The sequence below is a fragment of the Mesorhizobium sp. M1163 genome, assembly GCF_040318415.1.
Lineage (GTDB): Bacteria > Pseudomonadota > Alphaproteobacteria > Rhizobiales > Rhizobiaceae > Mesorhizobium.
Genome location: NZ_JAMYMF010000018.1, coordinates 67,628 through 93,231, shown reverse-complemented (window position 1 = coordinate 93,231; position 25,604 = coordinate 67,628). Strand labels below are relative to the sequence as shown.

At 63.4% G+C, this 25,604-nt stretch carries 26 protein-coding genes and 1 pseudogene; 11 read left to right on the top strand and 16 right to left on the bottom strand.

Going from position 1 to position 25,604, the window contains the following annotated elements:
• Window positions 1–39: 39 nt before the first annotated feature.
• A complete protein-coding gene (locus tag NKH43_RS18345) occupies window positions 40–954 on the bottom strand; it encodes a LysR family transcriptional regulator (RefSeq protein ID WP_352859292.1) in 915 nt (304 codons plus the stop codon).
• A 126-nt stretch (window positions 955–1,080) separates the two neighbouring features.
• Here NKH43_RS18345 and NKH43_RS18340 point away from each other — a divergent pair, with 126 nt between their 5' ends.
• Complete coding sequence (locus NKH43_RS18340; RefSeq protein ID WP_352592476.1) at window positions 1,081–2,100, top strand: zinc-dependent alcohol dehydrogenase family protein; 1,020 nt, start codon at window positions 1,081–1,083, stop codon at window positions 2,098–2,100.
• A 47-nt stretch (window positions 2,101–2,147) separates the two neighbouring features.
• On the opposite strand, the gene NKH43_RS18335 is transcribed toward NKH43_RS18340, so the two are convergent.
• Window positions 2,148–2,855, bottom strand: a complete 708-nt coding sequence (locus tag NKH43_RS18335; protein WP_352483134.1) for an LssY C-terminal domain-containing protein — start codon at window positions 2,853–2,855, stop codon at window positions 2,148–2,150.
• 114 nt (window positions 2,856–2,969) lie between these two features.
• Between NKH43_RS18335 and NKH43_RS18330 the strand changes: the two genes are divergently transcribed.
• Entirely contained in the window at window positions 2,970–3,245 is a 276-nt protein-coding gene (locus tag NKH43_RS18330) for a gamma-glutamylcyclotransferase (protein ID WP_502906488.1), read from the top strand.
• A gap of 40 nt (window positions 3,246–3,285) precedes the next feature.
• On the opposite strand, the pseudogene NKH43_RS18325 reads toward NKH43_RS18330, so the two are convergent.
• The 5 genes and pseudogenes from NKH43_RS18325 to NKH43_RS18305 all read right to left on the bottom strand — a co-directional run.
• Window positions 3,286–3,687, bottom strand: a pseudogene (locus tag NKH43_RS18325) (DUF4411 family protein); the annotation flags it as partial.
• 67 nt (window positions 3,688–3,754) lie between these two features.
• Window positions 3,755–4,933, bottom strand: a complete 1,179-nt coding sequence (locus tag NKH43_RS18320; RefSeq protein WP_352859290.1) for an ImmA/IrrE family metallo-endopeptidase — start codon at window positions 4,931–4,933, stop codon at window positions 3,755–3,757.
• Between the two features lie 145 nt (window positions 4,934–5,078).
• Window positions 5,079–5,933, bottom strand: a complete 855-nt coding sequence (locus NKH43_RS18315) for an extensin-like domain-containing protein (RefSeq protein ID WP_352483136.1) — start codon at window positions 5,931–5,933, stop codon at window positions 5,079–5,081.
• Between the two features lie 115 nt (window positions 5,934–6,048).
• The gene (locus NKH43_RS18310; protein ID WP_352483137.1) at window positions 6,049–7,020 is read right to left on the bottom strand and encodes an extensin-like domain-containing protein; all 972 of its coding nucleotides are present in this window, start codon (window positions 7,018–7,020) and stop codon (window positions 6,049–6,051) included.
• Between the two features lie 76 nt (window positions 7,021–7,096).
• Window positions 7,097–7,522 (bottom strand): DUF3775 domain-containing protein, encoded by a 426-nt coding sequence (locus NKH43_RS18305; protein ID WP_023719115.1) that lies wholly within the window; start codon window positions 7,520–7,522, stop codon window positions 7,097–7,099.
• Window positions 7,523–7,759: 237 nt separating this feature from the next.
• Between NKH43_RS18305 and NKH43_RS18300 the strand changes: the two genes are divergently transcribed.
• Together NKH43_RS18300 and greA are read left to right on the top strand one after the other, a co-directional pair.
• Window positions 7,760–8,296 carry a tetratricopeptide repeat protein gene (locus NKH43_RS18300; protein WP_352494917.1) on the top strand — a complete coding sequence of 179 codons (537 nt, stop codon included), beginning with the start codon at window positions 7,760–7,762 and terminating at the stop codon, window positions 8,294–8,296.
• A 328-nt stretch (window positions 8,297–8,624) separates the two neighbouring features.
• The gene (gene greA / locus NKH43_RS18295) at window positions 8,625–9,098 is read left to right on the top strand and encodes a transcription elongation factor GreA (RefSeq protein ID WP_023719113.1); all 474 of its coding nucleotides are present in this window, start codon (window positions 8,625–8,627) and stop codon (window positions 9,096–9,098) included.
• Between the two features lie 42 nt (window positions 9,099–9,140).
• On the opposite strand, the gene NKH43_RS18290 is transcribed toward greA, so the two are convergent.
• The 4 genes from NKH43_RS18290 to rfaD are packed head-to-tail and all read right to left on the bottom strand — an operon-like array spanning window position 9,141 to window position 12,470.
• Entirely contained in the window at window positions 9,141–9,509 is a 369-nt protein-coding gene (locus NKH43_RS18290) for a hypothetical protein (RefSeq protein WP_352859287.1), read from the bottom strand.
• Between the two features lie 59 nt (window positions 9,510–9,568).
• Entirely contained in the window at window positions 9,569–10,543 is a 975-nt protein-coding gene (gene waaC / locus NKH43_RS18285; protein ID WP_352856882.1) for a lipopolysaccharide heptosyltransferase I, read from the bottom strand.
• Entirely contained in the window at window positions 10,540–11,547 is a 1,008-nt protein-coding gene (waaF, locus tag NKH43_RS18280; RefSeq protein ID WP_352859285.1) for a lipopolysaccharide heptosyltransferase II, read from the bottom strand. The genes waaC and waaF overlap by 4 nt, the downstream gene beginning before the upstream one ends.
• Window positions 11,520–12,470 carry an ADP-glyceromanno-heptose 6-epimerase gene (gene rfaD, locus NKH43_RS18275; protein WP_352859284.1) on the bottom strand — a complete coding sequence of 317 codons (951 nt, stop codon included), beginning with the start codon at window positions 12,468–12,470 and terminating at the stop codon, window positions 11,520–11,522. The genes waaF and rfaD overlap by 28 nt, the downstream gene beginning before the upstream one ends.
• A gap of 174 nt (window positions 12,471–12,644) precedes the next feature.
• Between rfaD and NKH43_RS18270 the strand changes: the two genes are divergently transcribed.
• The 3 genes from NKH43_RS18270 (at window position 12,645) to NKH43_RS18260 (ending at window position 15,478) form a co-directional block, all read left to right on the top strand.
• On the top strand, window positions 12,645–13,277 hold the full coding sequence (locus NKH43_RS18270) for a LysE family translocator (RefSeq protein ID WP_352859282.1): 633 nt from the start codon (window positions 12,645–12,647) through the stop codon (window positions 13,275–13,277).
• A 139-nt stretch (window positions 13,278–13,416) separates the two neighbouring features.
• Window positions 13,417–14,895: a D-glycero-beta-D-manno-heptose-7-phosphate kinase gene (rfaE1, locus tag NKH43_RS18265; RefSeq protein WP_352859280.1), complete on the top strand. Its 1,479-nt coding sequence runs from the start codon at window positions 13,417–13,419 to the stop codon at window positions 14,893–14,895.
• Between the two features lie 7 nt (window positions 14,896–14,902).
• Window positions 14,903–15,478: a D-sedoheptulose-7-phosphate isomerase gene (locus tag NKH43_RS18260; RefSeq protein ID WP_023678348.1), complete on the top strand. Its 576-nt coding sequence runs from the start codon at window positions 14,903–14,905 to the stop codon at window positions 15,476–15,478.
• 350 nt (window positions 15,479–15,828) lie between these two features.
• On the opposite strand, the gene NKH43_RS18255 is transcribed toward NKH43_RS18260, so the two are convergent.
• A complete protein-coding gene (locus tag NKH43_RS18255) occupies window positions 15,829–16,305 on the bottom strand; it encodes an Lrp/AsnC family transcriptional regulator (RefSeq protein ID WP_352483142.1) in 477 nt (158 codons plus the stop codon).
• A gap of 268 nt (window positions 16,306–16,573) precedes the next feature.
• Between NKH43_RS18255 and trxB the strand changes: the two genes are divergently transcribed.
• Window positions 16,574–17,548, top strand: coding sequence for a thioredoxin-disulfide reductase (trxB, locus tag NKH43_RS18250; protein ID WP_023719101.1), 975 nt, complete (start codon window positions 16,574–16,576; stop codon window positions 17,546–17,548).
• A 97-nt stretch (window positions 17,549–17,645) separates the two neighbouring features.
• On the top strand, window positions 17,646–18,542 hold the full coding sequence (locus tag NKH43_RS18245) for a LysR family transcriptional regulator (RefSeq protein WP_352859278.1): 897 nt from the start codon (window positions 17,646–17,648) through the stop codon (window positions 18,540–18,542).
• 138 nt (window positions 18,543–18,680) lie between these two features.
• On the opposite strand, the gene NKH43_RS18240 is transcribed toward NKH43_RS18245, so the two are convergent.
• The 3 genes from NKH43_RS18240 to NKH43_RS18230 all read right to left on the bottom strand — a co-directional run bounded on the left by NKH43_RS18240 (window position 18,681) and on the right by NKH43_RS18230 (window position 23,160).
• Entirely contained in the window at window positions 18,681–19,178 is a 498-nt protein-coding gene (locus NKH43_RS18240) for a methyltransferase family protein (RefSeq protein WP_352859276.1), read from the bottom strand.
• Window positions 19,179–20,076: 898 nt separating this feature from the next.
• Window positions 20,077–22,128 carry an elongation factor G gene (locus NKH43_RS18235; RefSeq protein ID WP_352846700.1) on the bottom strand — a complete coding sequence of 684 codons (2,052 nt, stop codon included), beginning with the start codon at window positions 22,126–22,128 and terminating at the stop codon, window positions 20,077–20,079.
• A 165-nt stretch (window positions 22,129–22,293) separates the two neighbouring features.
• Window positions 22,294–23,160: an alpha/beta fold hydrolase gene (locus tag NKH43_RS18230; RefSeq protein WP_352859274.1), complete on the bottom strand. Its 867-nt coding sequence runs from the start codon at window positions 23,158–23,160 to the stop codon at window positions 22,294–22,296.
• Window positions 23,161–23,305: 145 nt separating this feature from the next.
• On the opposite strand from NKH43_RS18230, the gene NKH43_RS18225 reads away from it, so the two are divergent.
• The gene (locus NKH43_RS18225) at window positions 23,306–23,899 is read left to right on the top strand and encodes a methyltransferase family protein (RefSeq protein ID WP_352859273.1); all 594 of its coding nucleotides are present in this window, start codon (window positions 23,306–23,308) and stop codon (window positions 23,897–23,899) included.
• A gap of 44 nt (window positions 23,900–23,943) precedes the next feature.
• Complete coding sequence (locus NKH43_RS18220; protein ID WP_352859272.1) at window positions 23,944–24,339, top strand: (R)-mandelonitrile lyase; 396 nt, start codon at window positions 23,944–23,946, stop codon at window positions 24,337–24,339.
• A gap of 6 nt (window positions 24,340–24,345) precedes the next feature.
• Here the strand turns inward: NKH43_RS18220 and NKH43_RS18215 are convergent, their stop codons facing one another.
• Window positions 24,346–25,548 carry a pyridoxal phosphate-dependent aminotransferase gene (locus NKH43_RS18215; RefSeq protein WP_023719377.1) on the bottom strand — a complete coding sequence of 401 codons (1,203 nt, stop codon included), beginning with the start codon at window positions 25,546–25,548 and terminating at the stop codon, window positions 24,346–24,348.
• Window positions 25,549–25,604: the final 56 nt, after the last annotated feature.

Genomic DNA, 25,604 nt, shown 5'->3' with positions numbered 1-25,604 from the left:
GCAATGGCCCTTTGTCTTTTCAACTAGCCGGCGGAGCAATCAAGCGGCATCCCAGGGCGGCGCGGAAAAATGCTCGATCAGGGTGTCGACAACGACGCGCACCTTTGGCGCGAGGTTGCGTGTTACCGGCCAGATGGCATGCACCGCGGTATTTTCGACAAGACAGTCCGACAGAACCATTTCGAGCTCACCGCGCCTGATGCTGTCGGCCGTCAGCCATGTCGGCAGAAAGACGATGCCGCAGCCGGCCAGTACCGCATCGAGCATCGGTTCGCCGTGGCCGAGCACCAGCCGCGCCTTGGGCGCGAATTTTTCGAGACGGCCGTCGGCATGCCTGACGGTCCAGGGATGGACAGCGCCGTCGCGGCCGTAGCCGATGAGGCTATGCCTGGCGAGATCCTCGATCGATTGCGGCCTGCCATGGGCGTCGAGATAGGCGGGGACGGCGACGATGCCCGAACGCTGGGCATAGATGCGGCGCGCGGCGATCGAAAGGCTGTCGTCGAGATCGCCCATGCGCACCGCCAGATCGATGCCTTCCTCGATCAGGTCGACGCGCCGGTCGTTGAACGAGATTTCCATCGTCAGATCCGGGAATTTTTTGGAAATGTCGAACAGCACCGGGGCGACGCATCGCCGGCCGAAAGCCAGAGGCAGGTCGACGCGCAGCCGCCCGGAAGGCACCTGCTTGCGGGAAGCGAGCAGTGACTGGGCGGCTTCGATCTCGGCCAGCGCCCTGACGCAGGCTTCATAGTAGCTCAGGCCCTCGCTGGTTGGGCCGAGGCTACGGGTGGTACGGTTGAGCAGGCGAACGCCCAATCGCTGTTCCAGCTGTGCGATCGACTTGCCGACCGCCGATTTCGTGACATGCAACCGGACAGCGGCGCCGGTGAAGCTGCCAGCCTCCACGGTATGAACGAATGCGACGATGCCCTGCAGATTGGCCGATTCCAATGAAGCGCTCCTATTGTAGAGTTTCACTCATTAATCCGTTGCAAAACGTGCCACATAGAAGCTCTTTTCTCCATAGTGAAACAGCGTAAATGTCCGCGCAGCCATCAACCGCGGAGCGCGAACCAAATGAGCACCGAAAACAAATCCTGGCAGATGAACGGTTTCGGTCTGTCCAGGCTGAAGCCGGCTGAGGGCAAGCTGCCCCAACCCGGGCGGCATGACCTGCTGGTGCGCGTCACAGCGGTATCGCTGAATTACAAGGACAGGATGATCGTCGATGGCGTGCTGATACCGGACCTCAGCTTTCCGTTCGTGCCGACATCGGACGCGGTTGGCGAGGTGGTGGCGATCGGCGGCAAAGTCAGCCGCTTCGGCATCGGGCAGCGCGTGCTCGGCCAGGTCATCGCCGACTGGCCGGACGGCGACGCGCCGCCCGTGCTGCACAAGCATACGCTGGGTTCGTCACTGCCCGGCACGCTGTCCGAGCATGTGCTGTTTCATGAGGATGCCGCCGTGGCGGCGCCGCCGTCGCTCAGCGACATCGAGGCATCGACGCTGCCGATCGCGGCGCTGACGGCCTGGTTCGCGCTGGTCGAGGCGGCCAAGCCGATCCCGGGCGAAACCGTTCTCATCCAGGGCACTGGCGGCGTGTCGCTGTTTGCGCTGCAATTTGCCGCCGCCTTAGGCCTGCGCGCCATCGTCACCTCGAGCTGCGACGAGAAGCTCGAGCGGGCGAAGGCGCTCGGCGCCTGGAAGGGAATCAATTATCGCAGCCAGCCGGCATGGGACGAGGCGGCGCGCAAGCTGACAAACGGCGCCGGCGTCAGGCATGTGCTGGAAATGGTCGGCGGCGACAATGCGCGGCGCTCGCTCAATGCGCTGGGCGCCGACGGCAGGCTGTCGCTCATCGGCCTTCTCGGCAGCATGGAGCTTAGTTTCCCGATCATTCCGTTCCTGCGCAACCGGATCGTCGTACAGGGCATATCGATCGGCCATCGCCGCGCTTTCGAGCGGATGAACCAGGCGATCGAGACGCTTGCGATCAAGCCGGTGATCGACAAGGTGTTTGGCTTCGACGAGGTGCCGCAGGCATTTGAGCGATTGGAGACGGGACCGTTCGGCAAGATCGTGATCGCCGTGCCCTGAACCCCGTCGGCACGAAAATGGCTGTCAGACGGGAAGGCTGATGGCGCTTACGGCAGTTGCAGCAGCACGCCGACAATGGCCTTGCCGTCGGTGAAATAGGGATCGCCTTCGCCGTTGCGCCCGGCCTTTGTGGCGCCGACGCCTGGTATCTGGCTGGTCGAGATCAGCATGCCGGCAGCGGCGAGGTCGCGCATCAACCCGTCGCGCTCGGCGTCGATGTCGGGGCCGATGTGATGGGTGATCGCGCCGGTATCGTGGCTGAGGCCGACGCCGCGGTCGAAGCTTGCCGAGCCAAGCCAAAGCGGCCGGCCGTCGTCGCCGGTCGCATCGGTCTGCCAGAAACGGACGTGGTGGCGCCGGTCGGCGCTGTCGCCGACCGGCTTTTCGAAGGCGAGGTCCTGGGCGCGGCCTTCGAACAGCAGCCGGCTGACCGGCGCATCGGGATAGGGGCGGTTAAACAGCACGCTTTCGCCGATCTCGATCGCGGTCTTCAGCGTGATCGCGTCTGCCGTATCCCAGCCGGCGACGGCAAAAGCATGGACAAGCTCCTTCCTGGTGCCGACAAGGCCGACATTGATCGGATCGCCCAGAATGCCTTGCGGCGTGTGCGTCACCATCTCGAATTGCCGGCTGCGAAAATTGCGGTCCCGCAACGTCCAGAACTCAGGCGCGGCGAAATAGGCGAGCGAAAGATAAGCGGCACAGCATGCCACCAGCCAGGTCGTTGCACGTCGTCGAAGGCTTCGTTGGCTCATGCATTGGCGCTCGAATTGGCAGGCCGGAAATCCTTGGCAAGCGGCGCTCAGCCGGTCTATCGTCATATTTTAGCATGAAATGGCGTAGAACCGGCTAGCACGAATGAGGGCGTGATGAAGGGCAAACCGGCGCGTGGCGACGGTCCGCTACGCGCCCTGGCCTTCGTCGCGGCGCCCGACGGCAAAGCTTATGCCGGGCGGCTGCCGCTCGATCAGGTGGCACAGACATTGGCGCGCGCAGCCGGACATTGGGGTTCGTCCGCCCAGTATCTGTTCCGCACCGTCAGCATGCTCGAGGAAAGCGGAATCCGCGACAGAAACTTGTGGCACGTCCAGGGTCTGGTGGCGCAGCACATCAAGGCTTCCACCGGCGGCACGCAACGCAGCTGATCGGGGCGCTTTTGCACGAAATACTGGCAGCCGTCGGCGCCTAGCCGATCGTCCAGTCTTCCGCATCAAACAGTTGCATCAGATTGCAGAAGGGAATTCCCATGGCATTGCAAACGCCGGGGATCTTCCGGAGGCTGTCTAGGCCCGTTTCCTCGGTGACCAGCGTGTAGCCACGCACATCCGCCGTCGCGATGACGAAGCTGTCGGCCGCAAACTTCTGCTTGCCGGCCGCGACCAGCCCTGTGTAGGTGTTGAGGACATAGTGCACCCGCTGTTGCAGCATCTGGTCAGGGGCGATGAACATGGCTTCGCGCTCTTTCAACCACTCGTGCAAGTCGGGTGAGCGTTTTTCGCACTCGTTCAACACCAGGAGCGACGACACCAAGCGGCCCTCGCCAATCAAGGCGTCGAACTGATTCCACAGTTTCGGAAAGCGTTTCGGCTTATAGCGTTCGTACTAGGCGGCTATCAGCGCCGATGTGTCGATGCAATAGACCGTTGCCACCGACCTATCCGTTCATGCCGAAGGCAGCGCGCTCGATATCGGGAACGGCATTGACCTGCATGTTGAGGTGGTTGGCCACGTCTCTTAGCGTCAGCTGGCGATCGTAGTAGCCTCGGAACACCAGACGCGTGTAACTCCGACCTAGCTGACTCAGTACGGTCAGGTGACGCGGCGGTCCGCCGGTGGAGGAGGTGCGTTGGTCAAGCGCGTCATATTCCTTCTGGAAGGCCGCACGGCGGCTTTCATAGAAGGCGTTAGTTGTCCGGCCGAGGGTTAGCAGCCGGCGCAGGACAACCTCGCGGCTGGCGCCGAAACGGGCCGCCAGGGCAGCCAGTTCGTCGTTATCCCAAGTCACGTCCTGGCCCTTGGCACGGACCAGAGGCTCGCCCAACAACCAATCGCGGGGCACGAGGGTGGCGCCAGCGACCGCATTGCAGAATTGCTCGACTATGGCCTTGGCCGGCTCGGGGGCCACAAAGTCGAGGCCGCTGATGCCGCTGGCGCGGACCACCAAATGGCAGAACTCGTGCAAAAGCGTGAACGTGCGGCCGTTGGTGCGGTCCTTGGAATTAATGAGGATGATGGGCAACCTTGCATCGGCTATCGCGACGCCGCGCATTTCGGTCAGGGCGAGTCGGGGCACCATAAATACCAGCACGTCCTTGGCCTCAATCGCTGCCCGCCAGTTGTCAAATGCTTTGGCGCGCCAGCCCTGCTGGTCGATCTTGCGCACGCCGAGATAATCGCGGATGACCTTGGCTAGGTTCTCCACGTCATCGTTGACGGTCGCCCTCAAGGTGAACTCCTGAATGGGGTCGCCGACATCGGCGCGCAGCTCAAGCGCGAGCTCGCGGCGCTCCTGGGCTTGACGAATGGTCCATTCCAGGCCGGATTTGAACGCATCCTCTGGTGTCTCGCGGAGACGGCGGAAGTCCTGAATTGGCTGGAAGCCTTTTGGCGGCTGGTCGAGGTAGAAAATCGCCGGCGCACGCTTGTAGAAATTCGCAGCCTTCAGGAATTGCGGGAACGTCAGCTGCTTTTCTCCGGATTCACAGGCAAGCAGTTTGTCGACGGACACGCCAAGGCCTTCCGCCGCTACTTCGGGGGTGAGGCTGGCTTGTTCCCGGGCCCATTTGAGAATGGCCGGATTGATGTAAGCGAAGACGCTCTTGTTCATGGCCATTCACTTTATCACAGCTGTCAATATGCCCCACGCCATCCTCTTAGGACGTTAATGGCACAACCGCCGCGCGCCGGTGCAGGTTCCGCGAATCCGCGACGGCTCGACGATCTTAACCGCCGCAGCAAGTCTTGGGCAGGGGCTGCAATCAGCGGCAGGCGCGGTAGCCGTTCTTGCGGTTCTTGATGTCGAAATGGAAATGGTTGCGGTGATCGTAATTGTAGCCGGGGCCGAGCACTGTGGTGAAGTACTGGCAGCCGTCGGCGCGCACATTGTTGAGGAAGCCGCGTGTGCGGAAGGCGAACAGGCCGGGCTTGCGGACGTCGATGTCGTCGCCATTGTTGAGCTCGATGCTCATCACGTCGAGTGCATTGCCCTTGCCGTGTTCCGACAAAACACCTTCGCCGGCAATCCTGCGGCAGGAATAGCTCGAGCCCTGGTGGATGGTCCTGACGCCTGAAAAATAGCGCCAGCGGGCCGACGGGACGAGTTCGTTCCTGGTCCAGCCGGCAAAGGTGGCGGCCATGTCGCAGGTCAGCGTCGCGGCCGGCTTCATCTCGACGCTGCCGATGGCCGATACCTTGACCGGATAGTCGATGCCGCACTGGCCTTCGTGGATCGGCGCAACGTCGGTGTAGATGACGCCGAGGCGCTTCAGTTCCTTGCGGCAATCGATCTCTGCGGCCGGCATCTGTTCGGCCGGCGACATCGGGTTGTCCAAGCGCGGATAGGCGGCCGTCAAATAGGGGTTGGACGGGACGAGGCGCTGCATGCCGGAATATTCCGGGCCGGAATCTTGGGGGCCGGAATCTTGTGGGTCGGAATTGGGCGGAACGGCAGCGGTCTGGCTGCCGACATCGACGGCCGGCTGCAGCGACAATACGCTGCCGGTGTTGCAGGCGGAGATCGCCGCAATGGCAAGCATGGCGGCAAGCCTGCCGGCCATGCGCGCGCGTCCTGTGTGCCGCGCAGCGGCAAGCGCAGCGCCAAATAGCCCGGCCATCGGAAGGGTTCCTGTCCCTGGATGGCACAGACTCTAAACCTGAAGAGTAAAGGAAAAATCAGCGGCGCCGTTCACGCCTGCGGCCAAATTGCGGCGCCACTGTCGGCGCCCGGCGTCATTGGCAAAACGTGCCGCCATTGCGGCGCGGTTCGAGGTCGAAGTGGAGATGCAGCGAATGATCGGCATCGCTGCCGGGGCCAAGCACGGTCTTGAACGGCCCGCAGGCGGCCTTGCGCACTGCATCCAGGAATTCCGCGTCCTTCTGCGGCGGCGTTGGACCGACATCGATCTCTTTCCCGTCGGAAAGCGTGAAGCTGGCGATGTCGAGGGCGTTGCCGAAGGCGTGCTCCGACAGTTTGCCGCCGGCGTGGCGCGGCCGGCAGACGAAGGCGGAGGCCTGGCCGATCGATTTGATATCCGTGCCGAACTCGGCCTTTGCGGCAGGCTGGATGACCGAAGCAGCAAAGCGGGCGGCCGCTTCCGCCATCTGGCAATTGAGCTCGGTTTCGGGACCGATGGCGATGGATTTGCCGAGCGTTTTCAGCACGACCGGGTAAGGGATCGAGCAACCGACCGCGGTATCATGCTCGGGCTTGCGCTCCTCGAAATCGACGCCCATCGACTTCAGCCGCCTGCGGCAGGCCAATTCTTCGGCCGGCATTTCCTTCCCGGCAATGGCGGCCGAGCGAGGATCTGGAAGGATTTCTTGCTCCGTCTTTTTGTCTGCCTCGGCCGGGTTTGGTGGCGCGGCCGGTGGGCTTGCCGGCGGCTCAGCCTGCGCCGGCTTTTCAGGAGGCTGTGGTGCAATCGCCGGCGGCTCCGGCTGCTGGGTCTTGGGCTGGCCATTTTGGGGCTGCCCGTTTTGCGGCTGCTCGTTTTGGGGCGGCTCAGCCTCCGGGGCATCCGCCGGGCGCGGCTCGGGGACCGGGATGTCGGCTGGCGACGGCGGCGTGGCTTCCTGGTTGAACTGCGGAACCGGTGCAGTTTGCGGCAGTTCGGGCGCCTTGGCCAGAGCGGGTCCCGTCAGCGACGTAGCCGTAACGGCCAGCAGCAATCTACCCAATCTGAAAAAGCCAAACGCCGCCATTACTTCGCAACGGCCAGAATGCGGGGAAGTTGCCTTGGGCGAGGCGGGCCGGCGATCACAATCGGTAACCGCGCCGTCACGCGCCGATCGCTTCCAGGCCCTCCTCGAGCCAGTCCGCCAGCAGCGGCATGCCGAGCAGGTACTTTGCCGTGCGCTTGTTGGCGCGCTCGCGGGCGGCGGTCAGCGCGTCCGTCCATTCCGTCGCGTCATAGTCGCCGCGACCGACCCAGGCCAACGCAATCAGTTCGGCCGCTTCGTCGACATTGAGGTCGTCGATCAGTTCGCGCAGTTCCTCCTCCGTGAGATTTTCGGAGCTTTCCTCGGCAAGGCCGTCGTGATGGTGGTTGTCGTGCGCGTTGCCGTCGAGCTCTACCTCGTGCTCGGCGCCGTCGGCATAGTCTTCGTTGACGGCGGCGCTGAGCGCCTTCGCCTTCAGGATGAACAGGCGCACGGTGTCGGGACCGATCGAAAGCTCCCAGTCTCGTTCAACGCGTTGCTGCACCGGCCGTCTCCCTGCTTCGTGCTCGGTCGGCCCGATGATAGCGGATTTGCAGCGCTCGTCACGTTCTCTTGCGCGTCGGCGTTAATCGTGAACCATGATTTCCGACGCCCTCTGTTCCCGGGATAAGATGGCCTTCCTGGGAGAGATCGCGGTTTTGAGATAGAATGGCATTTTCCGGGGACGAAACGGCTTCGGCCCGGCGTTAGTGTTGCATTGTCAGGTTCAAAGGAGAGTGTAATGCGCAGACGACTGCTGATTCAGGTCATGGCCATCGCCGCCCTACCGCTGTTTGTGGCGCCGGCGTTTTCGGCTGGTGAAGGCGGGGGAGGTGGCGGCGGCGGCCAGAGCCAGTGCAAGAAGGGGGAGGTTTGGGACAAGAAGCAGAAGAAATGTGTCTCGCCGAAGCAAGGCATGCTGGACGACGACAGCATCTATGATGCCGGTCGCGCGCTGGCCATGGATGGACGCTATGACGAGGCGATCGCCGTGCTCAGCCTCGCCGCCAACAAGCAGGATCCGCGCATCCTCAACTATCTTGGCTATTCGCACCGCCATTCCGGCCGTGTCACCGTCGGCCTCGGCTATTACGAGGAAGCGCTGCGCATCGACCCGAATTACACGCTGGTGCGCGAATATCTCGGCGAGGCGCACCTGCAGATCGGCGATCTTGCCGGCGCCCAGGAACAGCTCCGCGAAATCGAGAAGCGCACGGGCAAGGGGTCTCGCGAATACGGCATGCTGTCGGAGCAGATCGATCATTTCATGAGGAGCTGATCCTCCGGAACGCTCCTCATAACCGGCTGTGAGCGATCGCAGCCGGTTTTTTGCTGTGCTGCGCACGTTTGGCCACAACCGGGATTTGGCATCACGGTACACACGATACGATCTTGGAACCCCGCTTTACGTTGGGTCAGCCGCGCAATCGGTCGATGATTTTTCAAAAACCGACTTTTTGGACGTGAAAAACCCGCGAAGATTGCTATATCTTGCGAAATTGTGGTGAGACGGTTCCGTTAGCCCGAGGCTGCCGGACCGTTTTCTTTTTGTACCATCGACAAGGTCGCTCCCGATTGCGGGGGCGGCGGCAGGAAAGGTCAGGCATATGAACAAGGTCCCGATGACAGGCGAGGGGTTCGCGTCATTGAAGGAAGAACTGCGCTGGCGCCAGCAACAGGAGCGGCCGCGTATCATCGAGGCGATCTCCGAAGCGCGCTCGCATGGCGACCTCTCCGAAAATGCCGAATATCACGCGGCAAAAGAGGCGCAGAGCCTCAATGAGGGCCGGGTCAACGAACTCGAGGATCTGATCGCGCGGGCCGAGGTGATCGACGTCACCAAGCTCAGCGGCGACAAGGTCAAGTTCGGCGCCACCGTGGTGCTGGTCGACGAGGATACCGAGGAGAAAAAGACCTACCAGATCGTCGGCGACCAGGAGGCTGACGTGAAGTCCGGCCGCATCTCGATCTCCTCGCCGATCGCGCGTGCCCTGATCGGCAAGGAAGTCGGCGACGCCATCGAGGTCAACGCACCGGGCGGCGCCAGGGGCTACGAGATCGTCCAGGTGCAGTTTATTTAGGCCGCGAGCCGATAAACAGCGTGCTTGCGGGCGAAAGGCTGCTCAGCGGGCGCGGATCGCCCCAAGCTTGACCCAGACCCAATCGGGATTTTGGTCGTTGTCAGCCCAAACTTCGATTGACACCGGTCCCGGCGGGACCGGTATGTTCACATAGCGGAACGAGCTGCTGTCGCTCAAAGTGGCCACTCCGCTTGGGACGTCGATTGTTCCGCAGAAGAATTTCGCCCCGCCACCCTCACAATTCTGATCCGTGATGGTTACGAGGGTCGCTCCATCGACAAAGGACAATCCGCAAAAGCACAGGCAATCGCTGGTTGCAGTGGCGAATATCTCGCCCGCATTGTCTGGGATCGACACCAGCGGCGAGGAGTCGGAGAGGAACAGAATCGGGTGGGCAGTCTCGATCTGCATCTGAAACTTCGACATACATCCCTCCGACGCGCAGCCAGCAATTGCCGCCCGCTAAAATTCTACATCGCAGCCTGCGATTTGAGTGTCAGCAATCTCTCTGCTTCCGCCATCACCTCCGGCGGCGTGACGCCGCGGCCGGGCTTGGCCAGCAGCGTCGATGAGAATGGGCCGCGCGGGCCGGTCAGACCGGGCTCGGTGGCCAGGAATACCGCCACCGTCGGCAGGCCGAAAGCGCTGGCGAGATGGGTCAGGCCGGTGTCGGCGCCGATGACCAGCGCCGAGCCGCCGATGACGGCGGCGATCTCGGCAAGCGGCGACCTGGGAACCACCACGGTTTGCGAAACGGCGCCGGCGATCGCCTCGGCAACTGCCTTTTCCCGGTCGTTCGACCAGGTGGTGACCGGCGTCATCCCTCGTGCCACGAGAAGCCGGGCGGTTTCGATCCAGTCCGCGACCGGCCATTTCTTGTCCTCGCGGCTGGTGCCGTGCAGCAGGAAGGCGGTCTTTTCGCCGACAAAAGTCGATCTTCCGGCTGGCGGAACGATGCCGGAGTCAAGCCGGGAAAAATCCGGCTCGTAGCCGAGCGCCAACCCGAACAGCCGTCTCGTGCGCTCGATTGCGTGCAGGCCGCGCGGCACGGCGTAGCGATGGCCATAAAATAAACTCGCCGAAGGCTCGCGGGCGCTCGAGCGGTCGAACCCGGCGATCGGTCCTGCCGCCAGCCGCGCCACCAGCGCCGATTTCAGCAAGCCTTGCGCATCGAGAACGAGGTCGTAGCGGCAATCGCGCAAGGCGCGGCACAAGCCGACCACTTCCCGCCATGTGCCGGGCTCGAGCAGCTTCCTGCGCCAGCGCCGGATCGCCACGCTGTGGATGGTTTGGATGGCGGGATGCAGCGCCACGATGCCGGCAAAGGCCTCTTCCACGCACCAGTCGAACGACAGGCCGGGCCGGGCGCGGCGCGCATCCTCGATCGCGGGAAAGGTGTGGATGACGTCGCCCATCGACGACGTCTTGACAATCAGCACCTTCATGCGGCGGCCGGCATTTCCAGCAGCCGCTCCGCCGCCACCACCACGCGTTCGACGTCCAGCGCCTTCAGGCAGTTGAGATGACCGAGTGGGCAGGTCTTCCTGTGGCACGGCGAACAGGACAGGCCGAGCCAGACCAGTTCGCGACGCTCTGCGAGCGGCGGCGTGTTCTGCGGCGAGGTCGAGCCGTAGACGGCGACAACCGGCGTGCCGACCGCGGCGGCGACATGCATCAGCCCGCTGTCGTTGGAGACGGCGAGCCTCGCCGCGGCGATCAGGTCGATGGCATCCTCCAGCCGCGTCTGGCCGGCGAGATCGACGGCGCCCGGCGCAAGCGCGGCGATTTCAGCCGTCACCTCGGCGTCGTTCTTCGATCCGAACAGCGCGACGCCAAGCCCCTTCGCCATCATCTCGCGGGCGAGGCCGGCATAGTGTTCGCTCGGCCAGCGCTTGGCCGGGCCGAATTCGGCGCCGGGCATAAGTGCCACGAATTTCCTCGCCGTCAGCCCGAAACGGCCGAGCAGTGCCGCCTGGTTATCCTGATCGACGGCAAGCTTGGGAGCCCGGAAGCCGCCGCCCTGGGCAAGGCCGAAATAGGCCTGCGCGGTGCGCCGTTTCAGGCGATCGGGCAAGGGCACGATGTCGGTCAGCAGCCCATAGCGCATTTCCTTGAGATGGCCGACGCGGCGCGGAATGCCGGCAAAGAACGGGATCAGCGCCGACTTCCAGCTGCCCGGCAGGATATAGGCCATGTCGTAGCGGCCGCGCAGCAGGCGGCCGAAGCGCCTGCGGACGCGGAATTCGAACGCGCCGGATTTCAGCGGCAGATCGATCTGCTGGCGTATTTCGGGCATGCGCTTGACCAGGGGGGCTGCCCAGGCCGGCGCCAGCACGTCGATGGCGGCGTTCGGATGAAGCTCCCTCAGCGCCTGGAACAGGCACTGCGCCATCACCATGTCGCCCACCCAGCGTGGGCCGATCACGAGGATCGTTGGGCTTTCAGCCATTCGACATAGTCTCTGACGCCGGTTTCCACTGTGCGGAACTGGCCATTGTAACCGGCTGCGCGCAAGCGGGACATATCAGCTTGCGTAAAGCTCTGGTAGCTGCCCTTGAGGTGGTCGGGAAATTCGATGAATTCGATCTGGCCTTGGCCGAGCGTATCGATCACCGTTTCGGCAATGGCGCGGAACGGCTGGGCCTTGCCGGTGCCGCAGTTGAAGATGCCGCTCGAGCCGCGTTTCCACAGCCACAGATTGACGTCGGCGACATCGCCGACATGGATGAAATCGCGGCTCTGCTCGCCGGGCCCGAAACCGTCATAGGCGCCGAACAGCTTGGGGTTTTCGCCGCGTTCGACCTGGTTGAACAAATGGAAGGCGACCGAGGCCATGGCGCCTTTATGCGCCTCGCGCGGTCCGTAGACGTTGAAATAACGCAGGCCCGCCACCGGCGAATGGTCGGTATCGAACACGGTGCGGCGGATATAGTCGTCGAACAGCTTTTTCGAATAGGCATAGACGTTGAGCGGCCATTCGTATTGCGGATCCTCGCGGAACTCGGCGCCGCCGCCATAGACCGAAGCGGACGAGGCATAGAGGAAGGGTACGCGCAGGGCCAGGCAGGCGTGCAGCAAGTGCTTCGAATAGGTGTAGTTGACCTCCATCATGAACTTGCCGTTCCATTCGGTGGTGGTCGAGCAGGCACCCTGGTGGAAGACGGCCTCGATGCGGCCGAGGTCCCCGGCTTCCATCCGCGCCAGGAAATCGTCCTTGTCGAGATAATCGGCGATCTCGAGATCGGCGAGATTGGCGATCTTGTGGCCGTCGGTGAGGTCGTCGACGACGAGGATGTCGCTGAAACCGTCGGCGTTGAGCGCGGCGACGATGTTGGAACCGATCATGCCGGCGCCGCCCGTGACGATGATCATGAAAGCCTCTGGTACCTTGTGTCGGTTGTAGCCTTGTGGGATTCTGGCCTTATAGGGGAGCCGGGCCGGGCTGTCGACAAAGCAGGTGGCGGGCGGCAGGATGAGCGTCATAGTGGCGCCGCAAAGGTCTCGTTTCGGTCGGCCTGCCGGCCGACCGGCGACAGGAGCAAGGTAATGCCGTCAACCGAACTGCTTGTCGCCTTTTTCGCCACCACGGCGATCTTCGCCTATATCCCCGGTCCGGCGATGCTCTATGCCGCCGCGCAAACCATGGCGCGCGGCCGCTGGTCCGGCCTGATGGCGGCGCTCGGCATCCATCTCGGCGGCTATGTCCATGTCTTCGCCGCCGCTGTCGGCCTGTCGGTGCTTTTCCATGCCGTGCCGGTGCTTTACATGGCGGTCAAGCTGGTCGGTGCACTGTATCTGATCTGGCTCGGTGTTTCGCTGTTTCGCGCCAAGGCCCAAGGCGATGCGGTTTTGCCGGGAATTCAGCCGAAATCCGCCCGCCGCGCCTTTTTCGAGAGCGTTGCCGTCGAGGTGCTCAATCCCAAGACGGCGATTTTCTTCATGGCGTTCCTGCCGCAATTCATCGATGCCTCGGCAGCGTTTCCGGTCTGGCTGCAGTTCGTCGTGCTTGGAACGATCGTCAATTTGATGTTCTCGTCGGCCGACATTGTTTGCGTGATGCTGGCCGGCGCGGTGACCGCCAGGCTGCGGCGCTCGAGCCGGGCGCAACGACTGATGCGGCGCGCCGGCGGTGCGGTGCTCGTCGGGCTGGGCGTGCATGTCGCGTTGCAGAAAAGCTGACGCACCGTCGCGCTGCCGCGATCGGTCGAAGGCCTGCCGTTGCGTTGGCTGGAATTGCGGTATATCGGCATCGCCATGAACGGCCGGCCCTGCCAATCGAATTTCCCTGTCACTGAAATCGGCTCTCCCGCGCGTTGACATGATCAAGCTGCCTTCACCCGAACCTCTTCACCGCGCCATCTTGCGCTTCGGCAGCGCCACTGTGCTGGTGGTCGGCGATTTCATCCTCGACCGTTTCGTCAATGGCGTAATCGAGCGCATTTCGCCGGAGGCGCCGATCCCCGTGCTGCACGGGCGCGGCGAAATGCTGGCAATGGGTGGCGCCGGCAATGTCGTCGCCAATATCGTTTCGCTCGGCGCTGCCGCGATACCGGTCTCGGTGATCGGTGCTGACGAGGCCGGCAAGAACCTCATGCGCATGCTCGGCGAGTTTGGCGTCGACACCGGCGGGCTGGCGCAGGATGCCGACCGCATGACGTCGTCGAAAAGCCGCTTCAGCGCGCTCAACCAGCAGGTGCTGCGTTTCGACGAAGAGGAAATCAAGCCGCTGGGCGATGCCGAGCGGGCGATGATGGTCGGGCATTTCCGCGACGCGCTGGTCGGCGCCGACATCGTCATCCTGTCCGACTATGGCAAGGGCGTGCTGCTCGAAGGCGTCGCCGGCGAGCTGATCTCGATCTGCCGCGCGGCGGGTAAGCCGGTGCTGGTCGATCCGAAGGGCAGCGACTATGCGCGTTATGCCGGCGCGACGGCAATCACGCCCAACCGCAAGGAGCTCGGCGAGGCGGTCGGCCGCGCGGTGTTCGCCGACGACGAGATCGAGGCGGCGGCGCGCCAGCTGATTGCGGCGCACGGTTTCGATTTCGTCGTCGCGACGCGCAGTGAGAAGGGCATGAGCGTCGTCGGTGCGGACGACGCCCGCCATATCGCCACGCAGGCGCGCGAAGTGTTCGACGTTTCGGGCGCCGGCGACACGGTGATCGCGACGTTTGCACTGGCGCTTGCTGCAGGGGCGGATCGTGTCATGGCCGGATCGATCGCCAACGCGGCCGGCGGCGTTGTCGTCGGCAAGCGCGGCACGGCGCGGCTGACGATCGAGGAACTCACCGGCGCGCTGTTTCGCTCGCATGGTCCGGTTGCCCACAAGGATGCCATCCTCGATGCCGCCGCCGCAGCGCGGCTGGTGGCGGCCTGGAAGGACGAGGGCTTGAGCGTCGGCTTCACCAATGGCTGTTTCGATATCCTGCACGCCGGCCATGTCAGCCTGTTGCACGCGGCGCGCAGCCAGTGCGACCGGCTGGTGCTCGGCCTCAACAGCGATGCCTCGGTGCGCCGGCTGAAAGGGCCGGGGCGCCCGGTCAACGACCAGCATGACCGGGCCTGCGTGCTGGCAGCACTTGCCTCGGTCGACGCCGTCGTCATCTTCGAGGAGGATACGCCGCTTTCGCTGATCGAGGCGCTGAGCCCCGACATACTGGTCAAGGGCGCCGACTATACGGTCGATCAGGTGGTTGGCGCCGATGTCGTGCAGAAGGCCGGCGGGCGCGTCGTGCTGGTCGACCTCGTCGCCGGCAAGAGCACGACCGGCACCATCGGCAGATTGCGCGCCGGGAACTGAGGATTTCATGTCCGAACTGAACGATTACCTGGCCCGCTCGGCGGCCGCGATTTCGGCGATGGTCGAGCGCGACCTGACCAGCGAGATGGAGCGGGCGGTCAGCGCCGTCGTCGCCGCGCTTTCGCAGGGCAAGGCGTTGCTGATCGCCGGTAATGGCGGCTCGGCCAGCGATGCCATCCACATCGCCGGCGAGCTGGTCGGCCGCTTCCTCAGGGAGCGCAAGGCCTACAACGTCATCGCGCTGCCCGCCAATGCGGCGGTGCTGACAGCCTGGGGCAACGACTACGGCTTCGACACGGTGTTTGCGCGCCAGGTCGAGGCGCATGGCTCGGCGGGCGCCGTGCTGCTCGCCATCTCGACCAGCGGCAATTCGCCAAGCATTCTCGCCGCCGCCCAGCAGGCGCGCATGATGGGCATGACGGTCATCAGCCTGACCGGCGACACCGGCGGCAAGCTGAAGCCGCTATCCGACATCCTGCTCAACGTACCCTCGACCTCGACGCCGATCATCCAGCAGGGGCATTTGTGCCTCTACCACCATCTCTGCGAAATGGTCGAAACGCGCCTCTGCGACGCGGGGTGATTGGGTATTCGATTAGGCGCCAGCGCTGAAGCTGCCGATCTCCCCCCTTGTGGGGGAGATGCCCGGCAGGGCAGAGGGGGGCGCTGTCCCTCCGACCGGTCAGCCAATTACAGCGCAATCCTCGGCCGACGGCCTGATTTTGGTAGCGGTCGAAATCGGACGTTGGCGATCCGTCACACCCCCCTCTGCCCTGCCGGGCATCTCCCCCGCAAGGGGGGAGATCGGCAGATTCGTCGAGGCTGCCACATTTTGTTCTTGCTTTGTGCCGGCAGCTATGCTACTAATTCAACTATGGTGCCCACTCGCGCCGACGACCCGCCCGTTGAGGCGGGTTTTGTTTCTCAGGTCTCTCAAGCTGAAAACGCCACTAGCCCTTCATCCTTGACGCGGCGGATGGTCAGCGCGGTTCGCACCGTATCGACATTGGCTGCCGAGGCCAGTTCCTCGATGACAAAGGTCTGGAAGGTGCCGAGGTCGCTCGCCACGCAATGCAGCAGGAAGTCGGACTCGCCCGACACCATCCAGGCATCGCGCACGATCGGCCAGCCGCGGGTGCGCTCGGCGAAGGTCTTGAGCTCGGCGTCGGCCTGGTGATGCAGGCCGATCAGGCAGAAGGCGACGACGTCGAGGCCGAGCGCCGGCGCGTTGAGCAAGGCGCGGTAGCCGCGGATGATGCCGGCTTCTTCCAGCCGCCTGACGCGGCGCAGGCATGGCGGCGCCGAAATGCCGACCCGGCTCGACAGTTCGACATTGGTCATGCGCCCGTCCTGCTGAAGCTCGCGCAGGATCTTCCAGTCGATGGCATCGAGATCGGCCTTGATCGGCATGGCGGCTTCCGTGCGGGCTTCCGTGGTGACGCGAAAGAATCTTTCGCGACTTTGTAGTTAAACGACTTTGCTGTCTATTCCATCCGGTGGATCGAGGATTTTCGCATCATCTTGCTACCGGTTGCTTGTCGCCGTCGCCGGTGCGGAAGCTTTCAGGGGACGAACGGCAACTTGCCTTGCTGGCGTCGCAGGCAACACTTACATTACGCGCAACAATCGACGAGAGTTCATGCCACAATCCATGGCTGCTCCCCCGCAGAGGCTTTTCATGATCACCAAGCACGCGCCTGTTCTCATCATCGGCTCCGGCCCTGCCGGCTATACGGCGGCGATCTATGCCGCCCGCGCCATGCTCAAGCCAATGCTGGTCGCCGGCCTGCAGCAGGGCGGGCAACTTATGATCACCACCGATGTCGAAAACTATCCGGGCTTCGCCGACCCGATCCAGGGCCCATGGCTGATGAGCGAAATGCTCAAGCAGGCCGAGCATGTCGGCACCGACATCGTCAACGACATCATCACCGAGGTCGACCTCAATGTGCGGCCGTTCCGCGCCAAGGGCGATTCCGGTACGACCTATACCGCCGACGCGCTGATCATCGCCACCGGCGCGCAGGCGAAGTGGCTGGGCATCCCGAGCGAACACACCTTCATGGGGTTTGGCGTCTCGGCCTGCGCCACCTGCGACGGCTTCTTCTATCGCGGCAAGGATGTCGCGGTGATCGGCGGCGGCAATTCGGCGGTGGAGGAAGCGCTCTATCTCTCCAACCTGGCCAAGAGCGTCACCGTCATCCACAGGCGCAGCGATTTCCGCGCCGAGCGCATCCTGCGCGAGCGGCTGCTGCAGAAGGACAATGTCCGCGTCATCTGGGATACGGTCGTCGACGAGATCACTGGCCGGCCCGGCAAGGCGCCGATGCCGCCTTCGGTCGAAGGGCTGAAGCTGCGCAATGTGGTGACCGGGCAGGAGATGCATCTCGTGGTCGACGGCGTGTTTGTGGCGATCGGCCACGCACCGGCGGTCGAGCTGTTTGCCGGCAAGCTGAAGCAGAAGCCGAACGGTTATCTGTGGACGGCACCGGATTCGACCCGCACCGACATGCCGGGCGTGTTCGCCGCCGGCGACGTGACCGACGATATCTACCGCCAGGCGGTGACGGCGGCCGGGCTTGGCTGCATGGCCGCGCTCGAGGCGGAAAAATATCTGGCGGGGATCGAGGTTCACCGCGAAGCGGCGGAGTGATTGTTGAACATGCGGCTGAGAAAAGCCGCGCAAAAGCCTGATTTTTCATTCAGACGCCAAAACAGGCGGACGCCAGAAAACAGGACGAGGGGAAATCATGGCGTTGGATTGGGACAAGCTACGCGTGTTTCACGCCGCAGCAGAAGCGGGGTCGTTCACCCATGCCGCGGAAACACTGCATTTGTCGCAATCGGCGATCTCGCGGCAGGTCAGCGCGCTCGAGCATGACGTCGGCGTGCCGCTGTTCAATCGCCATGCCCGCGGGCTGGTGCTGACCGAGCAGGGCGAGATGCTGTTCCGCACGGCACACGACGTGCTGATGAAGCTCGAAACCATCAAATCGCGACTGACCGAAACCAAGGACCGGCCCTCCGGCGTGCTCAGGGTGACGACCACGGTCGGCCTCGGCGCCGGCTGGCTGACCGAGCGCGTGCAGGAATTCATCGAGCTCTATCCCGAGGTCAGCCTGCAGCTCATCCTGGCCAATGAGGAGCTCGATCTCACCATGCGCCAAGCCGACTGCGCCATCAGGCTGCGCCAGCCGCAGCAGCCGGACCTCATCCAGCGCCGCCTGTTCACCGTGCATTTCCATCTCTACGCGGCGCCCTCCTATGTGAACAAATACGGCAAGCCGAATTCGATCGCCGAGCTGAAGGGCCATCGCATCGTCACCTTCGGCGTGCCGGTGCCGGCGCATCTGTCGGAACTGAACTGGCTGGAGACGGTCGGCGATTTCGAAGGTGGGCAAAGGGTGCCGACGCTGCAGATCAACGACATATTGTCGATCAAGCGGGCGGTGCAGGGCGGCGCCGGCATAGCCATGCTGCCGGATTATGTGGTCAGCAAGGATTCCGGGCTGGTGCAGTTGTTGCCCGAAACCGAAGTGCCGTCCTTCGATACCTATTTCGCCTATCCCGACGCGATGAAGAACCAGGCGAAGCTGCATGTCTTCCGCGATTTCATCATCGCCAAGGCGCGCAGCTGGTCGTTTTAGTTTCTAGTGCAGCTCGTCGACTTTTCCGAGCAGCGCCGGCGATTGGCGAAAGCTTCGGTGAAAGCGTCATTCTCCCCGGATAGTGACGGGGAGAAGGGGGCCGTATCGCCGGTTTCGCTAATTGTCGGCGTCCAGAAATTACCCGCGCCAAGGTGTCAGGCGGGGCAGCCAGCCTGGTACCGCGCAGCGGTAGGCTTCGTATTCGGCGCCGTAGCGGCGGGCAAGCGTCGGTTCCTCATATAGTTTCACGAAAGAGATCATGGCGGCCGCGGCGATGACTAGATGGGCGGCGACCGCCCAGCTCGAAAACAGCAGTGCCTGGCCGAGGATGATCGACAGCACAGCGACATACATCGGGTTGCGCACATGGCGGTAGATGCCGCCGACCACCAGCCTTTCGGTCGGCGCGACCGGGGCTGGCGTACCCAGGCCCTCCAGGGCAAACCGGGCAAAGGCGTGCAGCAGTATGGCTGTGCCGGCGATAACCAGCAGCCAGCCCACAAGAACGAAACCGGGCAGTCTCGACCAGGGCAGGCGATAGCGGTCGGTCAGCAGCCAAGGCAGCAGTCCGGCGACCACGCCGGGCGCTACAGCAAGGAAGATGACGCTGCCGGCGATCGCCGAAGCGGGCCGCATGGAGATCTCCTGACCTAGAGCCTGTTCCATCCCGATGAAATCGGGATGGACTCTAATCTTCCTGTTCGACCGGGATCATGCTCTAAGGCGCGCCCTTGAACGGTTTCCTCCAACGCTTCTCAGGTCTTGTTCTTATTCATGCATCACAAACCGCTGCACCCTCGGGTCAAGTCCGAGGCGGGATTTTAGGCGACATGCACCAGCAAGGTCTGGCTGCCGAAAAAACAAACGCGTGCTGCACGATTCCACGTCATCCTGTGTTTTTCGACTTTCGGAGCAAGAATCGCTGCTGATTCGCGGCTGCAGATCAATTTTGCCTTGCCGCACGCCGCATTTCAGCGATTCAACTGGTCCTATTGCGCTTCGGGACGGATTAGACCACAGCCGGCGCCTTTTTGCATGTGTGTGTTGCAAAATAGATGCTTGTTTCTTGGGCATGAAGAGCACATATATAGATCATCTCCTGAGCGCGTTCTCCTCCCATTAGCGCTCTCGAGTGTTCCCCTCTGGAGGTTAGCCTTAACAGGCACTTCCAATCAAACTCAGCCGGGTCTTCATTGATCCGGCTTTTTTGTTGCCCGAAACCAACACATCGCCAGAAAATTGGCCGGAACGGTCGCGTAACAGTGACATGTAACCTCGGGTAACATGCCGCGGGCGCGCCAAATCGATTAAGCAGAACATAGGACGCGGTGTGGCTCGTCCGGGGGATGGGGGCATCACTCGGACGACCCGGGCTCAGGCGGCTACCGCGTCCGAACCTTCCTCCGCCGCCAGGCACCGGCGGCAAGCATGCGGCGGACCTGCCGTTTCGCCTCCCACGAAGACGGTCCGCAACGAAACGGCGCCCGGATGATCCGGGCGCCGTTTCCTTGTGTTCTGGCCGCAAACTACCGTTTCAGGCGGCCTTGCCGTTGGCGTTCAGCGCTTCGTCGGCCAACCGGCCGGTGAGTTCGGCCATGTGGTCGAAGACGGCCCGGTAGCTGGCGACACCCGCAGTGGCCGAGCGCAGCTCGATGATGAGGTCGCCGATCTCGGCCTGCGGCATGGTCGCCTCAACAACGTCCCATCCGGGCCAATCAGGCCGCGCGTCGTAGCCGAGGATCTGGCCGCGCCGCTGCGGGATCAGTGCGATGATCTTCGACGTCGCGTCGGACGGCGTGACGATCTCGACCTTCATCACCGGTTCGAGCAGCACCGGCGAGCACGCGGCCATGCCTTCCTTCATCGCCAGCTTCGCCGCCATCTGGAAGGCCATATCGGAGGAATCGACGGCATGGTAGGAGCCGTCGGAAAGGTTGACGGCAACATCGACGACCGGGAAGCCGAGCGGCCCGGATTTCAGGTAATCGCGCACGCCGGTCTCGACCGACTGGATGTAGGTCTTCGGCACGACGCCGCCGGTGATCGTATCGGTGAACTGGAAGCCTGACCCGCGCGGCAGCGGTTTGATCTCGATCACCACGTCACCGAACTGGCCGTGGCCACCCGATTGCTTCTTGTGGCGGCCGCGCTGCTGCGTCGCTTTGCGGATCGTCTCGCGGTAGGGCACGGCCGGCACATGGCCTTCGACCGGGATCTGGTTCTTGCCTTCCAGCCGCTCGCGCACGACGCGCAGATGCATCTCGCCATGGCCAGACAGCACGGTTTCGGCCGAATCCTGGTTGTGATGCAGGTTGAGCGAGGGATCTTCCTCGGCCAGGCGCTGGATGGCCGCCGACATCTTGACCTCGTCCTTGCGCTCTTTCGGCCGCAGAGCGAAGGCGAAGACCGGTTGGGGCGGCGCCAGCGTGACCAGCGGCTTGATGCCGCCCTTGGTCGAGCTCAGCGTCTGGCCGGTCCTGACGGCGTCGAGCTTGCCGAGCGCGACCGTGTCGCCGGCCTTGGCCGAAGTCAGCTTGAACTGGTCCTTGCCGAGCATCTTGTAGATGCCGGAGACCTTTGCCGTTTCGCCATTGGAAAGGAACAGCTCGGCGGCGTCGGCGACCTGGCCGGACAGGATGCGCGACACCGATAGCTTGCCGCCATGCGCGGTGTGGACGGTCTTCATCACCTGGACCACGGTGGCGTTGCCATCGGGCGCGCCGAGACGCTGGCGCGTCGCCTCGATGTCGGGTGCGTCGTGACGGATTGTCTTCAACAGGCGCAGCACGCCATTGCCCTTCTCGGCGGTGCCGATCAGCACCGGCGTCACTATGCCGTCGCGCAGGTCGGCGGCAAGATCGTCGAAGATGGCATCCTTTGGCGGTTCGATCTCGTCCAGCAATTGCTCCATCAGCCGGTCGTCATGGTCGGCGAGCGTCTCCAGCATGGAAAAGCGCGCCTCGAGCTCGCGCGCCTTGTCGTCGCTCGGGATCTGCGCGACCTCGCTCTCGGCATATTCGCGGTAGATGTAGGCTCGCTCCAGAGCAAGATCGATCGAGCCGATGACGACGCCGTCCTTGCGCAGCGGGATCTGGCGCAGCAGCAGAGGCACCGAGCTTGCAGGCTGCAGCATCTTCAGCGTGTCGCGCACGCCTGCTATCGCCTTGTCGACCTTGTTCAGGAAAAGGATGCGCGGCACGCCGAGATCATCGAGCTTGCGCATGATCAGCTGCAGGGCAGGGATCTTCTTCTCGTCGGCTTCGGCGACGACCACGGCGACGTCGCAGGCGGCCAGCACCGGCTCGGCTTCGAAGGAGAATTCGATGGAACCGGGACAATCGACGAAGGTGAACGGCTCGCCCATGAATTCGGTGGTAGCGAAGGTCGCCTCGACGCTCATCGCATGGGCACGCGCCTCGGGCGAATGATCGGAAACGGTATTTCCCGACGAAACGGGATTCTGGCGGGGAATGGCGCCTGTACGGGCGAGTATGGCTTCGAGAAGTGTCGTCTTACCGCTTGCGAAGGGACCGACTATGGCAATGCATTTCGGTCCCGTGCGTCGTCCTCCGGCGCGAGTACCCATGGCTGACCTCCACTCAGGCGTTTCCCTGTGAGCGGCGGCCGGCCTGTCGGCCGTCGCGGGCGAGGCTTTTTTCAATTTGCCACCTACCCAAAGGGCATCGTCCCACGGGCAGGCCGGGAGGGCAAGGGATTTGAAGTTGAAGGGATTTGAAGTTGACGTTCGGGTTCAGCCGGTGCCGGCTAGGCGCGACGCCAGCGGGGTTGCGTCCACGCGCTGCACTGCCGCCGTCTCGGCAAAGCGCGCGAGCAGCGGATTGAACAGGTCCGCACGTTCCCAGAAAGGCGCATGCCCGGCGCCGGGGACGATTTGGCAATGCTCCCACAGCGAGCCGTAGGCGAGCGTCTCAAAATAGCCGAGCCGGACGAACGGATCGTTCTCGCCATTGACGATGGCGACCGGAAATGCGGCTTGCTCGACCACCTGTCGCTGGTCGGCGCCCTTGCCGGTGAGCATGCCGCGCGTCACCGCGGCGCGCAGCCGGCCGTCGGTGCGCAGGATGGTTTTGCGGAAGGACGGGTCGGCGGTGTCGCCGAAGCAGAGCGTTTCGAAGCGCTCGGCATCGCGTTCGGAATAGGTCTTTTTGGACGCCAGCAGCATGTCCCAATGCGCATGGAAGCCGCGCAGCATGCCGAAAGGGCCCTTGGATACCGGCGGCGCGCCGGTTAGCATCAGCCCGCCGACGGCGCGGTGGAAACTCGCGAGCTCGATTGCCACGTGCCCGCCAAGCGACCAGCCGAAGACGACGGCGCGGCCGATCCCCAAAGCATCGAGGAGATGAGCCGCCGATTGGGCAAGGCCGGAGGTGGTATAGTCCGTCGCCGGATCGCGGGCGTCAGACGATTCGCCATGGCCGGGCAGGTCGAAAGCAATCAACCGATGGGCAGCGGCCAACGGGCTGTCGAACTGGCGGGCGAATACGGCGCGCGAACTGCCCGAGCCGTGGATCAGGACAAGCGGGATGCCGCGTCCCGACGACTGGCTGAGGCGCAAATCCGCTTGCGGCGTGCGGATCGTGCGGTGGGAAACGGCCATATCTGGTTGGACCTTCGGATTGTCTCGAGGTCAACATCGCATGCCGAGATCACCATGTTGTTTAGAACGGTGGTTAAGAAATGATTTCTCGGCTTGCGCCGGGTATGATGCAGCGAATCCACCACAGCTAACCCCGGGGACCCTGATGATGGAATCCACACTCGACCTTCTCCTCTCGATCAGCAGCATCGCCACGCTCGGCCAATATGCCTGGTCGATGCGCGCGCATTTCCAGTCATCGAGCATGTCTCAAGGCGCCATGATCATTTCGGCCGTCGTCGTCGGCACGGCGCTATTCTTTCTGGCGCTGCTGTGGATCGAGCGACAGCCGGTGGCAGCGAAGATCGGCGGGCTCGCCATCGAACTGGCAAGCTCGGCGCTGTTCTGGTGGGCGATCTCGGTCTCACGCAAGGCGCGGCTGCGTTTCGCATTCGACCCCGAAACGCCCGATAGCCTGGTGACCGAAGGCCCCTATTTCCATGTCCGCCATCCGTTCTACACGTCCTACATCATCTTCTGGATCGGATGGGGCCTCGCGACCTGGTCGGTGTGGGCGGTGGTGCCGGTCGCCGGCATCGTTACGATCTATGTGATCGCGGCCTTGGACGAAGAGCGAAAATTTTCGCGGACAAGGCTGGCCGATGCCTACAACGCCTACCGCACGCGCACCGGCCTGTTCTGGCCTCGCCTTGCCCGTAGCCGGGCAGGACATGCAGCCGGCATCGGACGAAAGTGGTAGGGTCTAAGTCCGCACACCAAGGAATCAAATCGAGGATTGCGACGATGAAGATCATTGCCTGCGGCAGCGTGCCGACGATCGTTGCGCCGGAGACATATTTCACCGGCCGGGTTTTGCAGACGCCGATCATCGAGAAAGAGGCGCCGGCGCGGCTCAGGGCCACGCTGGTCAGCTTCGAGCCCGGCGCCCGCACCCACTGGCACACGCATCCGCTCGGCCAGACGCTCTATGTCACGTCCGGTGCCGGCCTCGCGCAAAGCTGGGGCGGGCCGATCCAGGAGATCAGGGCCGGCGACGTCGTCTCCTTTGCGGCCGGCGAAAAGCACTGGCACGGCGCCGCGGCCAAATCGGCGATGACCCACATCGCCATGCAGGAGGCACTCGAGAGTGTGCATGTCGACTGGCTGGAGAAGGTCAGCGACGAGCAGTATGGCGGCTGAAACGTCTCAGGCCAGCGAGGCAGTAAAGCGCTGGATGCGCGTGCAGGCCTCTTCGAGCAGTGTCTCCGATGTGGCGTAGGAGATGCGGAAGTTCGGGCCGAGGCCAAAGGCCGAGCCGAAAACAACCGCCACGCCCTCGGCCTCGAGCAGTTCCGAGCAGAAGGTTTCGTCGCTGTCGATCACCTTGCCGCTCTTGGTCTTCTTGCCGATCAGCTGGGCACAGGAGGGATAGACGTAGAAAGCACCCTCCGGCGACGGGCAGGTGATGCCGCGCGCCTGGTTGAGCATCGAGACGACGAGATCGCGCCGGCCCTGGAAGATCGCCTTGTTCTTCGGGATGAAATCCTGCGGGCCGTTCAGCGCTTCGACCGCCGCCCATTGGGCGATGGTGCAGGCGCCGGAGGTCTGCTGGCCCTGGATCATGTCCATCGCCTTGATCAGCGGCACCGGGCCTGCCGCATAGCCGATGCGCCAGCCGGTCATGGCATAGGCCTTCGACACGCCGTTCATGGTCAGCGTGCGCTCATAAAGCTTAGGCTCGACCTCGGCGATCGTCTTGAAGACGAAGTCGCCATAGGTCAGATGCTCGTACATGTCGTCGGTCAGCACCCAGACATGCGGGTGCTTCAACAGCACGTCGGCCAGGCTCTTGAGCTCCGCTTCGGTATAGGCGGCGCCCGAGGGGTTGGACGGCGAGTTCATCAACAGCCATTTGGTGCGCGGCGTGATCGCCTTCTCCAGCACGGCCGCCGTCAGCTTGAAGCCGTTGTCGATCGAGGTCTCGACAAAGGCCGAGGTGCCGCCGCAGATCGCTACCATTTCGGGATAGCTCACCCAATAGGGCCGCGGGATGATCACCTCGTCGCCGGGGTTCAGTGTCGCCATGAAGGCGTTGAACAGGATCTGCTTGCCGCCGGTGCCGACGATGGTCTGCTCCGTCCGGTAGTCGAGATTGTTCTCACGCTTGAACTTTTTCGCGATTGCTTCGCGCAGCGGCACGATGCCGGAGACCGGCGGATATTTCGTCTCGCCGCGGCGGATCGCCTCGATTGCGGCGTTCTTGATGTTGTCGGGGGTGTCGAAGTCCGGTTCGCCGGCGCCCAGCCCGATCACGTCCCGGCCGGCGTTTTTCAGCTCGCGCGCTTTCTGCGTCACCGCGATGGTCGCGGAAGGCTTTACGCGGGAAAGGGCGTCGGCAAGAAAGGCCATGAGAGATATCTCCAGAAAGCACCGGCGCGGCGAAGGCGCCGCGGCGCCTCTCATGT

Coding starts and splice junctions, on each gene's coding strand:
- waaF (WP_352859285.1), bottom strand. CDS start 11,547: ATGGCTGAAAGCCCAACGATCCTCGTGATCGGCCCACGCTGGGTGGGC.
- NKH43_RS18340 (WP_352592476.1), top strand. CDS start 1,081: ATGAGCACCGAAAACAAATCCTGGCAGATGAACGGTTTCGGTCTGTCC.
- NKH43_RS18320 (WP_352859290.1), bottom strand. CDS start 4,933: ATGGCCATGAACAAGAGCGTCTTCGCTTACATCAATCCGGCCATTCTC.
- NKH43_RS18240 (WP_352859276.1), bottom strand. CDS start 19,178: ATGCGGCCCGCTTCGGCGATCGCCGGCAGCGTCATCTTCCTTGCTGTA.
- NKH43_RS18290 (WP_352859287.1), bottom strand. CDS start 9,509: ATGCAGATCGAGACTGCCCACCCGATTCTGTTCCTCTCCGACTCCTCG.
- NKH43_RS18220 (WP_352859272.1), top strand. CDS start 23,944: ATGAAGATCATTGCCTGCGGCAGCGTGCCGACGATCGTTGCGCCGGAG.
- NKH43_RS18310 (WP_352483137.1), bottom strand. CDS start 7,020: ATGGCGGCGTTTGGCTTTTTCAGATTGGGTAGATTGCTGCTGGCCGTT.
- waaC (WP_352856882.1), bottom strand. CDS start 10,543: ATGAAGGTGCTGATTGTCAAGACGTCGTCGATGGGCGACGTCATCCAC.
- rfaD (WP_352859284.1), bottom strand. CDS start 12,470: ATGATCATCGTCACGGGCGGCGCCGGCATGATCGGTTCCAACATCGTC.
- NKH43_RS18260 (WP_023678348.1), top strand. CDS start 14,903: ATGTCCGAACTGAACGATTACCTGGCCCGCTCGGCGGCCGCGATTTCG.
- greA (WP_023719113.1), top strand. CDS start 8,625: ATGAACAAGGTCCCGATGACAGGCGAGGGGTTCGCGTCATTGAAGGAA.
- NKH43_RS18245 (WP_352859278.1), top strand. CDS start 17,646: ATGGCGTTGGATTGGGACAAGCTACGCGTGTTTCACGCCGCAGCAGAA.
- NKH43_RS18230 (WP_352859274.1), bottom strand. CDS start 23,160: ATGGCCGTTTCCCACCGCACGATCCGCACGCCGCAAGCGGATTTGCGC.
- NKH43_RS18330 (WP_502906488.1), top strand. CDS start 2,970: ATGAAGGGCAAACCGGCGCGTGGCGACGGTCCGCTACGCGCCCTGGCC.
- NKH43_RS18215 (WP_023719377.1), bottom strand. CDS start 25,548: ATGGCCTTTCTTGCCGACGCCCTTTCCCGCGTAAAGCCTTCCGCGACC.
- NKH43_RS18270 (WP_352859282.1), top strand. CDS start 12,645: ATGCCGTCAACCGAACTGCTTGTCGCCTTTTTCGCCACCACGGCGATC.
- NKH43_RS18315 (WP_352483136.1), bottom strand. CDS start 5,933: ATGGCCGGGCTATTTGGCGCTGCGCTTGCCGCTGCGCGGCACACAGGA.
- NKH43_RS18255 (WP_352483142.1), bottom strand. CDS start 16,305: ATGCCGATCAAGGCCGATCTCGATGCCATCGACTGGAAGATCCTGCGC.
- NKH43_RS18335 (WP_352483134.1), bottom strand. CDS start 2,855: ATGAGCCAACGAAGCCTTCGACGACGTGCAACGACCTGGCTGGTGGCA.
- NKH43_RS18225 (WP_352859273.1), top strand. CDS start 23,306: ATGATGGAATCCACACTCGACCTTCTCCTCTCGATCAGCAGCATCGCC.
- NKH43_RS18235 (WP_352846700.1), bottom strand. CDS start 22,128: ATGGGTACTCGCGCCGGAGGACGACGCACGGGACCGAAATGCATTGCC.
- NKH43_RS18300 (WP_352494917.1), top strand. CDS start 7,760: ATGCGCAGACGACTGCTGATTCAGGTCATGGCCATCGCCGCCCTACCG.
- rfaE1 (WP_352859280.1), top strand. CDS start 13,417: ATGATCAAGCTGCCTTCACCCGAACCTCTTCACCGCGCCATCTTGCGC.
- trxB (WP_023719101.1), top strand. CDS start 16,574: ATGATCACCAAGCACGCGCCTGTTCTCATCATCGGCTCCGGCCCTGCC.